This window comes from Rhizobium vallis, from assembly GCF_003985155.1.
GTDB classification, from domain to species: domain Bacteria; phylum Pseudomonadota; class Alphaproteobacteria; order Rhizobiales; family Rhizobiaceae; genus Rhizobium; species Rhizobium vallis.
Map to the genome: position 1 here is coordinate 57,828 of NZ_ML133692.1, position 14,285 is coordinate 72,112.

At 61.3% G+C, this 14,285-nt stretch carries 11 protein-coding genes; 5 read left to right on the forward strand and 6 right to left on the reverse strand.

Annotation, left to right across the window (positions count from 1 at the left end; translation table 11 throughout):
- Nucleotides 1-13: 13 nt before the first annotated feature.
- The 5 genes from lysS to EFQ99_RS19985 all read right to left on the reverse strand — a co-directional run bounded on the left by lysS (nucleotide 14) and on the right by EFQ99_RS19985 (nucleotide 5,825).
- The gene (lysS, locus tag EFQ99_RS19960) at nucleotides 14-1,510 is read right to left on the reverse strand and encodes a lysine--tRNA ligase (RefSeq protein WP_126922947.1); all 1,497 of its coding nucleotides are present in this window, start codon (nucleotides 1,508-1,510) and stop codon (nucleotides 14-16) included.
- A gap of 22 nt (nucleotides 1,511-1,532) precedes the next feature.
- Nucleotides 1,533-2,999, reverse strand: a complete 1,467-nt coding sequence (gltX, locus tag EFQ99_RS19965) for a glutamate--tRNA ligase (protein WP_126922949.1) — start codon at nucleotides 2,997-2,999, stop codon at nucleotides 1,533-1,535.
- A gap of 245 nt (nucleotides 3,000-3,244) precedes the next feature.
- A complete protein-coding gene (locus tag EFQ99_RS19970) occupies nucleotides 3,245-3,994 on the reverse strand; it encodes a TerC family protein (protein WP_126922951.1) in 750 nt (249 codons plus the stop codon).
- Nucleotides 3,995-4,098: 104 nt separating this feature from the next.
- The gene (locus tag EFQ99_RS19975; protein ID WP_126922953.1) at nucleotides 4,099-4,938 is read right to left on the reverse strand and encodes an AraC family transcriptional regulator; all 840 of its coding nucleotides are present in this window, start codon (nucleotides 4,936-4,938) and stop codon (nucleotides 4,099-4,101) included.
- Between the two features lie 206 nt (nucleotides 4,939-5,144).
- Nucleotides 5,145-5,825: a TetR/AcrR family transcriptional regulator gene (locus EFQ99_RS19985; RefSeq protein ID WP_126922956.1), complete on the reverse strand. Its 681-nt coding sequence runs from the start codon at nucleotides 5,823-5,825 to the stop codon at nucleotides 5,145-5,147.
- A 153-nt stretch (nucleotides 5,826-5,978) separates the two neighbouring features.
- On the opposite strand from EFQ99_RS19985, the gene EFQ99_RS19990 reads away from it, so the two are divergent.
- The 5 genes from EFQ99_RS19990 (at nucleotide 5,979) to xylA (ending at nucleotide 13,039) form a co-directional block, all read left to right on the forward strand.
- The gene (locus EFQ99_RS19990; protein WP_126922958.1) at nucleotides 5,979-7,193 is read left to right on the forward strand and encodes an HlyD family secretion protein; all 1,215 of its coding nucleotides are present in this window, start codon (nucleotides 5,979-5,981) and stop codon (nucleotides 7,191-7,193) included.
- 27 nt (nucleotides 7,194-7,220) lie between these two features.
- The gene (locus tag EFQ99_RS19995) at nucleotides 7,221-8,819 is read left to right on the forward strand and encodes a DHA2 family efflux MFS transporter permease subunit (protein ID WP_126922961.1); all 1,599 of its coding nucleotides are present in this window, start codon (nucleotides 7,221-7,223) and stop codon (nucleotides 8,817-8,819) included.
- Between the two features lie 206 nt (nucleotides 8,820-9,025).
- Nucleotides 9,026-10,051 (forward strand): LacI family DNA-binding transcriptional regulator, encoded by a 1,026-nt coding sequence (locus EFQ99_RS20000; protein WP_126923207.1) that lies wholly within the window; start codon nucleotides 9,026-9,028, stop codon nucleotides 10,049-10,051.
- A 19-nt stretch (nucleotides 10,052-10,070) separates the two neighbouring features.
- Entirely contained in the window at nucleotides 10,071-11,525 is a 1,455-nt protein-coding gene (xylB, locus tag EFQ99_RS20005; RefSeq protein WP_126922963.1) for a xylulokinase, read from the forward strand.
- 203 nt (nucleotides 11,526-11,728) lie between these two features.
- Complete coding sequence (xylA, locus tag EFQ99_RS20010) at nucleotides 11,729-13,039, forward strand: xylose isomerase (protein ID WP_126922965.1); 1,311 nt, start codon at nucleotides 11,729-11,731, stop codon at nucleotides 13,037-13,039.
- 64 nt (nucleotides 13,040-13,103) lie between these two features.
- On the opposite strand, the gene EFQ99_RS20015 is transcribed toward xylA, so the two are convergent.
- Nucleotides 13,104-14,135, reverse strand: coding sequence for a LacI family DNA-binding transcriptional regulator (locus tag EFQ99_RS20015; protein WP_126922967.1), 1,032 nt, complete (start codon nucleotides 14,133-14,135; stop codon nucleotides 13,104-13,106).
- Nucleotides 14,136-14,285: the final 150 nt, after the last annotated feature.

Sequence of the window (14,285 nt, forward strand, 5' to 3'; positions counted from 1 at the left end):
TATGCGCTTCCTATCAGTCAGCCTTGTTGCGGCGGGCCGGGAAGAGGATGACGTCGCGGATCGACGGCGCGTTGGTCAAAAGCATGATGAGACGGTCGACGCCGATGCCGAGGCCGCCGGCCGGCGGCATGCCCTGGTCGATGGCGTCGAGGAATTCCTCGTCCAATTGCTTTTCCTTTTCGCCGCGGGCGTGGGCCTGCTCGAGCTGCTCGACCATGCGGCGGCGCTGCTCTTCCGGATCGTTGAGTTCGGAGAAGGCATTGCCGAGTTCCCAGGCGTTGCAATAGGTCTCGAAACGCTCGACGAGGCGCGGCTCGCCCGGCACTTCCTTGGCGAAGGGGGAAATGTCCTTCGGAAAATGCGTGACGTGAGACGGCTGGATCAGTGTGGCTTCGACCTTTTCCTCGAAGATGAAGGCGAGACATTCGCCCCAGGTCCAATCCTTCTCGACCGCGAAGCCGGCAGCCTTGGCGGCGGCGCGGGCTTCCTCATCGGTCTTGATGGCGAGGAAGTCGATGCCGGTGACTTCCTTGACGGCATCGGGCATCGGCACGCGCTTGAACGGTCCCTTGAAGGACAGGGTCTTGTCACCGAAGGGAAATTCCGTCGTGCCGTGAATGGAGAGCGCCAGGCTCTCGAACAGCCGTTCGACGAGGTCCATGATGTCCTCGTAGTCGGCATAGGCCCAGTAGCACTCCATCATCGTGAATTCGGGATTGTGCCGGGTGGAGACGCCTTCGTTGCGGAAGTTGCGGTTGATCTCGAACACCTTGTCGGTGAGGCCCGAAACCAGCGTGCGCTTCAGGAACAGTTCCGGCGCGATGCGCAGGTACATGTCGAGCTTGAGCGTATTGTGGTGGGTCTTGAACGGCTCGGCGGTGGCGCCGCCATAGACCGAGTGCAGCATCGGCGTCTCGACTTCCATGAAGCCATCATTTTCCATGAAGCGGCGGATGCCGGAGACGATCTTCGAGCGCTGCTGGAAGCGCAGCTTCGAATCCTCGTTGGTCATGATGTCGAGATGGCGCTTGCGATAACGCAGCTCGATGTCGGAGAGGCCGTGCCACTTCTCGGGCATCGGCAGCAGCGACTTGGTCAGCATTTCGATCTTCTGCGCGTTGATCGTCAGCTCGCCGCGCTTGGTGCGGCGCACGATGCCGGTGACGCCGATGATGTCGCCGATGTCGATCATCGGCAGCAGCGCGCGGGCCTCTTCCGGCGTCGTGTCCTTGTGGCTGAAGATCTGGATCTTGCCGCCCGCATCATGGATGTCCATGAACATGCCGGAGTTGCGCGAGGAATAGACGCGCCCTGCGACGGTGACGACATCCTGGGTCTCGGTGTCGGGCTCCAGCCCCTCGTATTTCGCGGCCAGTTCGGAATTGGTCAGCGTCCGGTGGAAATGCGCCGGATAGACCTCGCCGATCTGCTCGCGCAGCAGCTTCAGCTTCTGGGCGCGCACCTCAGTCGCGTCGGAGGAAAGGGTGTTTTCGGTCTTGTTGTCAGCCACTTTCGAAATCCTCTGACTGTTTTTACTTCGAGCCGACGAGGGCGGCGACGGCCTGTGCGGCGAGCTTCAGGCGCTGGCGCACGACGGAGCGGCCGAGGATCGCCATGGAATCGAAGAGCGGCAGCGAGCGAGACGAGCCCGATACGGCAACGAAGAGCGGAGCTACCACGACCTTTAGCTTCTTGCCCATGCGATCAGCGACGGCACGCAGCTCGGCTTCGATCGTCTCGACATTCCATTCCAGAATCTTTTCGAGATCCGGCTGGACAGTGTTGAGGATCTCCAGGATCTCTTCCGGTGGCGATTTGATCTTGGCGAAATCGGAAGGCAGAAGGCCGAGATCGGATTTCAGCAGGAAGCCGGCGAGATCGGGCAGCTCGCCGAGCTTGGAGATGCGCGTCTGCGATAGGCGCAGGCCGGCCCTCAGGCGATCGTTTTCCATCGCCCAGGTCAGCACACGGGCGCCGAATTCCTCTTCCGACAGCTTCTCGCGGATCCAGCGGCCGTTCAGCCAGTCGAGCTTCTGGATGTCGAAGATCGCGCCGGCCTTGGAGAGATTGTCGGGATCGAACTTTTCGGACAGCTCTTCCATCGTCAGAAGCTCTTCGCCTTCGGCGATCTGAATGAAGAACAGGCCGAGGAAATTCATCAGCGCTTCGGGAATGTAACCGAGCGCAGAATAATAGGAGATCGATGTCGGGTTCTTGCGCTTCGACAGCTTCGACTTGTCGGCATTGCGCATCAGCGACAGATGCATGAACACCGGCTGGTCCCAGCCGAAATAGCGATAGAGCAGGATGTGCTTCGGTACCGAAGCCAGCCATTCCTCGCCGCGCGCCACGTGGGTGATCTTCATCAGATGGTCGTCGATGACATTGGCCATGTGATAGGTCGGCATGCCGTCGGCCTTGATCAGCACCTGCATGTCGACGGAGTCCCACGGGATGGAAACGTCGCCGTAGACGCCGTCGGTAAAGTCGCACGAGCCTTCAGTCGGGATCTTCATACGGATGACGGTAGTTTCTCCATCCGCCATGCGCGAGGTGACTTCCTCGGCCTTGAGTGTCAGGCAGAGGCCATCATATTTCGGCGGCTTGCCGGCGGCGCGCTGGCCCTCGCGCATCTGCTCCAGCCGCTCAGGCGTGCAGAAACAGCGGAAAGCATGCCCCTTGTCCAGCAGTTCCTGTGCGTAGGGCTGGTACATCGGCTTGCGGTCGGACTGGCGATAGGGGCCGTAGGGGCCGCCGATATCGGGGCCTTCCTTCCATTCCAGCCCGCACCATTTCAGCGCGTCCAACACCTTCGTCTCGAATTCAGGGGTCGAGCGCGTCGCATCCGTGTCTTCAATGCGCAGGATGAACTCGCCGCCGTGCTTCTTGGCGAAGAGGTAATTGAAAAGAGCGATGTAAGCGGTGCCGACATGCGGCTCGCCGGTCGGCGAGGGAGCGATGCGGACGCGGACGCCGGTAGCTGTCCCGGAAACTGTCATTGTATGTGCCCGTCAATGAATGCCGGACGGTATTCGCTGGAAAGCGACGTTCGGCCGGAAGGATGCAGATATCTTCATCGGCAAACCGGCCGAAAAAGGGCATTCGCCCGCACCATTCGCCGATCGTCCGTTCGGCTGGCCTTAGGCCATATTCAACCGGGCGCGTCAAGAAAAACCGCGTCCGCAAGGGCTTCATGGCGCTGAGGGAGGGCGCGCCGGCTGCGGCACGCCCTCTCGTATCAGTCTCAATGCGCGCCTTCGCGTTTCCGCTTGCGGGCATTGCGCGCGAACATGTTCAGCACCTCGACAAGCGCCGAGAAGGCCATGGCAGCGTAGACGTAGCCCTTCGGCACATGGAAGCCCATGCCCTCGGCGATCAGGGTCGTGCCGATCATCAGCAGGAAGGCGAGCGCCAGCATGACGATCGTCGGGTTCCTTTCGATGAAGTTGGCAAGCGGGGTCGCGGCAACAAGCATGACGGTGACGGCAGCTATGACGGCGACCACCATGATCGGCAGATGCGGCGTCATGCCGACGGCAGTGATGATGCTGTCGACGGAGAAGACAAGGTCGAGCAGCAGAATCTGGCCGATGGCCGATGCAAAGCCTGTCGTTGCCGACGTGGCAATGAAATCTTCCTGATGGTCCACGGGGTCGACGCTGTGGTGAATTTCCTTGGTGGCTTTCCAGACGAGGAACAGGCCGCCGGCGATCAGGATCAGATCCTTCCAGGAGAAGCCGTGTCCGAAGGCCTCGAACAGCGGTTCGGTCAGCTGCACGATCCAGGCGACGGTGCCGAGCAGCGCCAGACGCATAATGAGGGCAAGGCCGATACCGATCTTGCGGGCCCGCTCGCGGTGCTCGGGCGGCAGTTTGTTCGTCAGGATGGAAATGAAGATCAGGTTGTCGATACCGAGAACGACTTCCATCACCACCAACGTGATGAGCGCCACCCAGGCGGCCGGATCCTGAATGAGCGTCATGATTTCCTGCATCAGCGTATACCCTCTTTGCGTCGCATGTGATGACGCCAGCAATGTAATGTCGGCGACCTGCCAGGCAAGTCGCCGCAAGGGGGTATACGAAATCGACGCTACTTTTATTCCTTGATCGGCAACCAGATTTCGGTGACGCCCATGCCGGTATAAGGATCGAAGCGCTCATCGTAGCGTTCGAACATGTCGGGCGTGTCGCCATGTTCGAGGCCGGAGGTCGGCCACCATGTGTCGAAAATCCGGTGCATGGTCAGCGGAATGCCGGAGACATGGCCGCGATGGCTGAAGACAACGTAGCGCTGTCCCGGAAGCTTGAGCGTCGTGAAATCCGGTGGCAGGTCGCCGGCATCGGAGATTTCGACCGCGGCCATATAGCGGAATTTCTCCGCTTCGCCATCGATATGCGTACAGATGCCGTAGGCGACATTACCTTTCTGGCCCGGGATATGGCCGAAATGGGCGTTGAACTTCTGCCAGAGAGAGGGGATGGCGGCATTGCCGCCATAGGGATAGATCTCCTGCAGGCCGGCAAAGAGCATCGGCTGAAGGGTTTCGAAGCGGGGCGGTTCGAGGTCGTTGAGGCGGGCGGGATCCATTCTGATCGGCTCCAGTAAAACAAGGTTGCGGGCGTGCCCCTGTCTGCGCACCGCGTCCGGCGTCATGCCGAACTGGTCGCGGAAGGCACGGGTGAAGGCCTCGTGCGAGCCGTAGCCCGCGGCAAGCGCAACCTCGAGAATGGTGGATGAACCGACGACCAAAGCAGGCACGGCGCGGCTGAGGCGCCGCCCTCTGATATAGCCGCTGATCGAGTGGCCGTTGACGAGCCCAAAAACGCGCGACAGATGGTAACGCGACAATCCGGCTGCGTCGGATATCTCTTCCAGCGATAGATCGTGTTCGAAATGGCTCTCTATGAACCAGATCGCCCGGGCGACGGCGCTCATCCTCACTCCCTACGGTGCCATGCGTCCTTTAAGATGCGCAAAGGACGCTACAGCACTTTGAATTGCTGCATAATTTATCCTTAAATCGATTCCGATTTAAGGAATTACGCAGGGGTTGCGACGTCTTCTTTAGAGAAAAGCCGGCAGCGAGGTTTGATCGCCCTTGCGGAATTTTGGCCGATGGAAGGCAGCCGTGAAGGATGTGCTCAGACGGTCCCGTGCCGGCGTGCGCCGTAGGCGGCCATGAAGACCCGGATCGCACCCCGGATGACGCGCTCGATTTCGTCGCGCGGCGGCGGCTCTTCCATGCTCCCAAACAGGCGAAGCTTGAAGAAGCTGCCGCTGGCGAGATCGAGAAACTGACCGGCGGCCAATTCGATGTCGTCGATCTCAAGCGCGCCATCGGCGATGCGCCGTTCCAGGAAGTCGCGCAGGACGGTGCGCAGGTTTTCAGGCCCCTTGAAGAAGCGCTGACAGAGGGCCGGCATGCGATCGCGAACACCAAGAACGGTGCGCATCGCGCTGATGACCTTTTCGTCGGTCATATGGGTGACGAAGCTAATCCCGAATTCGTACAGGCCAGCTTCGGGATCGTCGTGTTCGGCAAGCGCGGTGCGCATCGTCGCCAGGAAGGTGGCGCGCTCGGCCTCGATCATCGCCGAGAACAGTTCTTCCTTGTTGGTGAAATAGACGTAGAGCGTTCCCTTGGAGACGCCGGCCTCGCGCGTCACGTCGTTCATGCTGGCGGCGTCGAAGCCCATCTTCATAAAGACGCGCTTGGCGCCGGCGAGAATCTGCTGGCGCTTTGCCGGATCTTCGCCAGCGGCAAATCTGCCTCCTGCAGCAGGAGGGCTGAATGCAGCGGCATGGTCGGGTTTCAGCGTCATGTCTCCTTAACCGTCTTCATGTTTTGGCGTTTTCTTTAAAAGAAATCGAACCGATTGGTTCTATACATCTTGATATGACGATAAAACAGGTTTACGTCAACTGAACCGAACCGTTCAGTTCGATTATTTTACTCCAAGATCGGTAAAGTGGCCATGTCGAGCAATCAAAAGAGCAACGTCGCACGGATCGTCAGCGAAAACGCCGAAACCGAAGAGGCAGAGGTCGTGGCCGTTGCCGAGGCTCCGACGGCGGAAACACTGGAAAAGCCGTCTGCCCCTGCGCAGCCGGCGCCGGCCCAGGCTCCGGTTGCTCCTCCCGAGGCCGCGAAGAAGCGCCGCAGTCCGGTGCTGCCGATCGTGGTGCTCGCCCTGCTCGCGGGCGGGGGCTGGTATGGATACGAATGGTGGACGAACGGCCGGTTTATGGTGTCGACCGACGACGCTTATATCGAAGGCGATATCGCGACCATCTCGCCGAAGGTTACCGGCTATGTCGCGAAGGTGAATGTTGTTGCCAACCAGGAAGTCAAGGCAGGCGATGTTCTCGCTACCCTTGATAACGGCGACTACCAGAATGCCCTCGATCAGGCGAATGCCCAGATCGCGACCGAGCAGCTTTCGCTAAGCCGTATCGATGCGCAGATCGAAGGCGCCAAGGCCAGCCTCGTGCAGGCGCAGGCCCAGAAGACTGCCCTCGAAGCCACGGTTCGTGGCGCGGAAATCAAGCAGAAGCGCCAGAGCGACCTGCAGGCAAAGTCGGTCGGCACCACCGCGGATCTCGATGATGCCAATACTGCACTCGATCAGGCCAAGGCCAATCTCGCCGGCGGCGATGCCAATATCGTGGCTGCGCAGGCCAATATTGCCATCCTTGAAGCCCAGCGCAAGGAGGCCGAAGGTTCGGTCCGTTCGCTGGAAATCTCCCGGGACAAGGCTGGCCGCGATCTCTCCTTCACCGTGCTCAAGGCGCCCTATGACGGCATCGTCGGCAACCGCTCGGTCCAGGAAGGTGATCTCGTCTCACCCGGCCAGCGCCTGATGGCGCTCGTTCCGGTGCATGAGCTCTATATCGACGCCAACTTCAAGGAAACGCAGATCCAGCACCTCGTTCCCGGCTCGAAGGTCAACGTCCACGTCGACGCCTATAGCGACCATCCTGTTGTCGGCACGGTCGAGTCGATCTCGCCGGCTTCCGGCTCGGTCTTCTCGATGCTGCCGCCGGAAAATGCCACTGGCAACTTCACCAAGGTGATCCAGCGTGTCCCGGTGCGCATCGCGCTGCCGCAGGATGCGCTCGACAGCGGGCGCCTGCGTGCAGGCCTCAGCGTCGTCGTCGACGTCGATACCCGCACGGCGCCGAGCAAGTAAGCCTTCAGGGTAGGCGGAGGTGGTCTGATGGCAGGGAGCCCAACAGCAACAGCGGGAACCATTCCGGTAGCGCCTGCCCATGCGGCGGATCGCATGGATCCGAAGAAGCTCATCGCCTTCTTCGCGATGGTGCTCGGCATGTTCATGTCGATCCTCGACATCCAGATCGTCTCGGCCTCGCTGGCTGAAATCCAGGCCGGCCTGTCGGCCGGCTCCGACGAAATCGGCTGGGTGCAGACGGCTTATCTGATCGCCGAAGTGATCATGATCCCGCTATCGGGCACGCTGGCGCGGATCATATCGACGCGATACCTCTTCGCGATTTCGGCGGCCGGCTTCACCATGGCGAGCGCGCTCGCGGCGACGGCGACGAATATTGACCAGATGATCGTCTATCGCGCCATCCAGGGTTTTATCGGCGGCGGCATGATCCCGTCGGTCTTCGCGGCCGCCTTCACCATCTTCCCGCCATCGAAGCGCAGCATCGTCTCGCCGATCATCGGGCTGATCGCAACGCTGGCGCCGACCATCGGCCCGACTGTCGGCGGCTATCTCAGCCACGCCTTCTCCTGGCACTGGCTGTTCCTCGTCAATATCGTTCCCGGCATCATCGTTACGCTCGTCACCTGGAACTTCATCGATTTCGACAAGCCTGAACTGTCGCTCTTCAAGAAGTTCGACTGGTGGGGGCTGATCTCGATGGGCGTCTTCCTCGGTGCGATGGAATATGTGCTTGAAGAGGGCAATTCGAACGACTGGTTCAATGACAATTCCATCGCCATCGCAGCGGTTGCCTCCGGCGCTGCAGGCATCGTCTTCTTCTATCGGGCCTTCACGGTGGATTTCCCCGTCGTCGACCTCAGGGCATTCTCGAACCGGAATTTCTCCTTCGGTTCGGTGTTTTCCTTTGTCATGGGCATCGGCCTCTATGGGCTCACCTATATCTATCCGGTCTATCTCGGGCGTATCCGGGGCTATGATTCGCTGATGATCGGCCAGACGATGTTCGTCTCCGGGCTTGCGATGTTCTTCACCGCGCCGATTGCCGGGCGGCTGTCGACGAAGATGGACCTGCGGTTGATGATGGTGATCGGCTTCGTCAGCTTCGCCGCCGGCACATATATCATGATCCACCTGACGGCGGATTGGGATTTCTACGAGCTCTTCATCCCCCAGATCCTGCGCGGCTTCGGGCTGATGATGTGCATGGTGCCGATCAACAATATCGCGCTCGGCACGATGCCGCCCTCACGCATCCGCGGTGCGTCCGGCCTGTTCAACCTGACCAGAAACCTCGGCGGCGCCGTCGGCCTTGCCGTCATCAACACCGTGCTCACCAACCGGCAGGACGTGCACTACGAGCGGCTGCGGGAGAATATGGACTGGGGCAATCCGGCGGTAATCGACCAGATGAACAATATGACCGCCAACTTCAACACCTATGGCATGGATGGGGCTTCGGTCGCGATCAAGAAGATGGTCGGCCTTGCCACCAGGCAGGCGGTCATCCTTTCCTTCAGCGATGTGTTCCTGATTCTGACCGCGCTTTTCGTTGCGATGATCCTCGGTGTCGCGATGATCAAGAAACCCGCGCCGCAAGGCGGGGGAGGTGGCGGCGGCCACTGACCTCCGGCCCTGCCGCCCCTTGAAAAGGCCCTCTCCGGAGGGCCTTTTTGTTTGCGGTTTTCCGGCCGTCGTGTCATCAGCGCATGATTGCTTGTCGATTGGCTTGGCGGCTGGCAAGGCCGAAAAAATGACGTGGAAACCGTCTCCTTCGATTTTTTGATTTACGTACATCAGAATTGGCGCTAATGGTCTCGTCAGGAGGAATGATGAGGCCAACCGTTCACGATATCGCTGCCGCAGCCGGTGTCAGTCTCGCGACTGTCGACCGCGTTCTCAACCAGCGTCCCGGCGTGCGCCACGTCACGCGGGAAAAGGTCGAGACCGCAATCCGCGAGCTTGGTTATGTCAGAGACGTCGCCGCTGCCAATCTTGCCAAGGGGCGCACCTATCCGCTGGTCTTCATCTTGCCGGCCAGCGACAATTCCTTCATGCACGGGCTCAATGCCGAGATACGGCAGGCGATCCTCCGGTCGCCGGCGGAGCGCACCGACATCCGCACCATCGAGGTGCCGGCCTTCGATCCCGCCGCGCTGGTCTCCGTGCTCGAAGAGCTCTCACGGGAAAAGCCTTGCGGCATCGCCATGGTTGCGACCGATGCTCCCGAAGTGCGCGCCGTCGTCGACAGGCTGGTGCGCGAACGCTTTCCCATCGTCACCCTGGTTTCCGACCTCACCGGGTCGCTTCGCCATCACTATGCCGGCGTCGACAACATCGCTGCCGGTCGCACGGCTGCGCGCCTGCTCGGGCGGTTCCTCGGGCCACGAAAGGGCGAAATCGCGGTGCTTGCCGGCTCCATGCTGGTGCGCGACCATCGCGAGCGGCTGGAGGGGTTCACCGCGGTGATGGCGGAAGAATTTCCCGATTTTGCGATTCTGCCGGTTCTGGAAGGCCGCGACGATCCCGAGATCGCTCATATGCTGGTTGCCGATGCGCTGTCGAGGAATGCCGGCATCGTCGGCGTCTACAGCCTCGGCGCCGGCAATCGCGGCCTCATTCGGGCACTGAAGGAGAAAGCCGTCGACCGGACGCTGACCGTTATCGCTCACGAACTGACGGCCCATACGCGCGCGGCACTGCTCGACCATACGATCGATGCGATCCTCAACCAGGACGCCGGACATGAGGTGCGCAGTGCAGTCCGCGTGCTGAAAGCCAAGGCGGACGGGCTTGCCGTCATCGCAGCGCAGGAACGCATCCGTCTCGACATATTCCTGAAAGACAATCTGCCGTAACGGCAAAGGAGAATACCAGATGTATCTCGGTCTCGACCTCGGAACCTCCGGCGTCAAAGCGATGCTGATCGACGGCGATCAGAAGATCGTGGGCTCTGCCAATGGTTCGCTCGATGTTTCACGCCCGCATTCCGGCTGGTCGGAGCAGGAGCCGGCCCACTGGGTGCGCGCCACGGAAGAGGCCGTCGCCGGCCTCAAGGCAAAACATCCGAAGGAGTTCGCCGCGGTCAGGGGTATCGGCCTTTCGGGGCAGATGCACGGCGCAACGCTCATCGACGCCGCCGACAAGGTGCTGCGCCCCTGCATCCTGTGGAACGATACGCGCAGCTATGTCGAAGCCGCAGCCCTCGACGCCGATCCGCGCTTCCGGGCGCTTACCGGCAACATCGTCTTTCCCGGCTTCACGGCGCCGAAGCTCGCCTGGGTCGAAAAGCATGAGCCTGAAGTCTTTGCCAAGGTCGCCAAGGTGCTGCTGCCGAAGGATTACTTGCGTCTCTGGCTGACCGGCGAATATATTTCCGAAATGTCGGATTCGGCCGGCACTTCCTGGCTCGATACCGGCAAGCGCGCCTGGTCGTCCGAACTGCTTGCCGCCACCAGCCTTTCCGAGGAACAGATGCCGGCGCTCGTCGAGGGCACCGAACAGGCCGGCACGCTGCGGCCCGAACTGGCGGCGCAATGGGGTATTTCCGGCACGGTCGTCGTTGCCGGCGGCGCGGGCGACAATGCGGCCTCGGCCTGCGGCATGGGCACGGTCAGTGATGGCGCCGCCTTCGTCTCGCTCGGCACTTCGGGCGTGCTTTTTGCCGCCAACGGCTCTTATCTGCCGAAGCCGGAAAGCGCAGTGCATGCCTTCTGCCATGCACTGCCCAACACCTGGCACCAGATGGGCGTCATCCTGTCGGCCACCGATGCACTCAACTGGCATTCCGGCGTCACGGGCAAATCGGCCGCCGATCTGACGGGCGAACTCGGCGAGACGCTGAAGGCGCCGACCGGCGTCACCTTCCTGCCCTATCTCTCCGGCGAACGCACGCCGCATAACGATGCCGTCATCCGCGGCGCCTTCATCGGCCTTGAACATGAAAGCAGCCGCGTTGTGCTGACACAGGCCGTGCTCGAAGGTGTGGCCTTTGCCATCCGTGACAATCTCGAAGCGTTGCGTTCGGCCGGCACCGGTATCTCCCGCGTCACCGCCATCGGCGGCGGTTCCCGCTCGCGTTACTGGCTGGCATCGATCGCGACCGCGCTCGGCGTTCCCGTTGATCTGCCCGCCGATGGCGATTTCGGCGCGGCCTTCGGCGCGGCGCGCCTCGGCTTGATCGCGGCAACGGGGGCAGATCCTATCGCGGTCTGCACGCCGCCGGTGACGGCAGGTACGATCGAGCCGGTTGTTTCTCTGAGCGGCGCTTATGAGGATGCTTACAAGCGCTATCGTGCGCTCTACCCGGCGATCAAATCGCTGGCGCATTGAGATCGAGACGCGCCCCTCACCCTCCCCTCTCCCCGAGGGGAGAGAGGGGAGCCCGTGGCGTCCGTATCTGAAGGACACGCGACGTTGTCACAAGTTTCTTCTCCCCAGCGGGGAGAAGGTGCCGGCAGGCGGATGAGGGGGCCGCCTCTGGCGCAGACAAGAATTCAGAACTGTTAAGAAATACGAACCCAAGGAGACCTGACATGAGCACCGGATTTTTCGGCGATATTCAGAAAGTAAAATACGAAGGCCCCGACAGCACCAATCCGCTGGCCTTCCGCTATTACCAGCCGGACGAAATCGTCCTCGGCAAGCGCATGGAAGACCATCTGCGCTTCGCCGTCGCCTATTGGCACACCTTCACCTGGCCGGGCGGCGATCCCTTCGGCGGCCAGACCTTCCTGCGTCCCTGGTTCGAAGACACGATGAAGGCTGCCAAGCTCAAGGCTGATGTCGCCTTCGAATTCTTCTCGCTGCTCGGCACGCCCTACTACTGCTTCCACGACGCCGACGTGCGTCCCGAGGGCAAGAACTTCGCCGAGAACACCAAGAACCTCAACGAGATCGTCGACTATTTCGCGGAGAAGCAGGCAGCAACCGGCACCAAGCTGCTCTGGGGCACGGCGAACCTCTTCTCCAACCGCCGCTATATGTCGGGCGCGGCGACCAACCCCGATCCCGATGTCTTCGCTTTCGCAGCCGCGACGGTGAAGACCTGCATCGACGCCACGCAGAAGCTCGGCGGCGAGAACTACGTGCTGTGGGGCGGCCGCGAAGGCTACGAGACGCTGCTCAACACCGATCTCAAGCGTGAGCTCGACCAGCTCGGCCGCTTCCTCAACCTCGTCGTCGAATACAAGCACAAGATCGGCTACAAGGGCACGATCCTGATCGAGCCGAAGCCGCAGGAGCCGACCAAGCACCAGTATGACTACGACGTCGCAACCGTCTACGGCTTCCTCAAGAAGCACGGCCTTGAAAACGAGGTGAAGGTCAATATCGAGCAGGGCCATGCGATCCTTGCCGGCCATTCCTTCGAGCACGAGCTGGCGCTTGCCAATGCGCTCGGTATTTTCGGCTCGATCGACATGAACCGCAACGATTACCAGTCCGGTTGGGATACCGACCAGTTCCCGAACAATGTTCCGGAAATGGCGCTCGCCTACTACCACGTGCTGGCAGGCGGCGGCTTCAAGACCGGCGGCACCAACTTCGACTCGAAGCTGCGCCGTCAGTCGCTCGATCCGGCGGATCTGCTGATCGGCCATATCGGCGGCATGGATTGCTGCGCCCGCGGTCTCAAGGCCGCTGCCAAGATGATCGAGGACAAGGCTCTGTCGCAGCCGCTCGCCGATCGTTACGCCGGCTGGGATTCGGCCGAGGCGCAGAAGCTTTTCCGCGGCGAGTATTCCCTGGATGAGATCACGAACTGGGTTGAGACCAAGGACGTCAATCCGCAGCCGAGATCCGGCAAGCAGGAGCTGCTCGAGAACGTCGTCAACCGTTACGTCTGATGACAGGCGCCGGCGGCCATCGGTCGCCGGCGTTATCCTTCCGGCCGGCTACTGCCGTGTCCGTTCAGCGCCTCAACCAATTGCGCGACGGCGCGGAGACTGAATTGCGAACCACCAGATCCGGCCTCAGCAGAATTTCCGTCTCGGCCGGCTGGCCGTCGGACAGGAGCTCCAGGAGCAGCGCCATCGCCTGCTTGCCGATCGCCGTTCGTGGCTGGCGGATCGTGGTCAGCGAAGGCGATATGAAGACGGCCTGCGGCACGTCGTCGAAGCCCGTCACCGAGAAATCCCGCGGAATATCGTAACCTCGCGCGCCAAGCCCGACCATGACGCCGATCGCGGTCTGGTCGTTGACGCACATGAAGGCGGTCGGAAGCGTGTCGCGCATGAAAAGCTGCTCGACCGCATGTCGTCCGCTTTCGATCGTGCCGTCGCCTTCGAGCACGATCCTGGTGTCGGGCGGGACGCCGGCGGCGTCCAGACCGGCATCGTAACCCATGCGGCGCCTGGTATAGGCGAGCCGGGTGCGGGAATCGCCGATGAAGGCGATCTTGCGATGCCCCTCGGCCAGCAGCAGGTCCACGGCCTTTCGCGCGCCCTCGGTGTCGTCGACGCCGACATAGGGAATGCCGCCATTAAAGACCGGTTCGAAAACGCCGACGCTCGGCGGCAACCGGGCGGTCATGGACTGATGGCCGAAAGGCAGGATGCCGGTGAAGAGGATCAGGCCGGCGGCCTGATTGGAATTGAAGAACTTCAGATATTCGAGGCCCCGCTGGGCATCGTTCTGGGTGTGGCCGATCAGGATACCGTAACCGTGGGCGCGCGCCTCGTTCTCCAGCCCGACGAGAATGTTGGAGAAATTGGGGTCGCCGATATCGGGCGCCACGACGAGGATCATGTTGGAGCGGCCGAGCCTCAGGCTGCGCGCCATGGCGTTGGTCGTATAGCCGGTGATGGCGATCGCCTGGTTGACCTTCAGCCGCGTCGAGTTGGCGACCTTCTCCGGCATGTGGATCGCCCGGGAAACCGTCGCGATGGAGACCTCGGCAATCCGGGCGACGTCTTCGATTGTTGCGGGCGTAGAATTCGACACTGGTTCTGCCTTGGGGCTGTCTTCGCCGCGACACTACACAGACTGGCCGAGAGGTCAAAGGCAAGCTTCAACTGATCTGTGTAAATCAATGATGTAAACCTTTACATGAGTGATGTAAAGGTTTACATAAAGGTCAAAGCGGATGGGAGC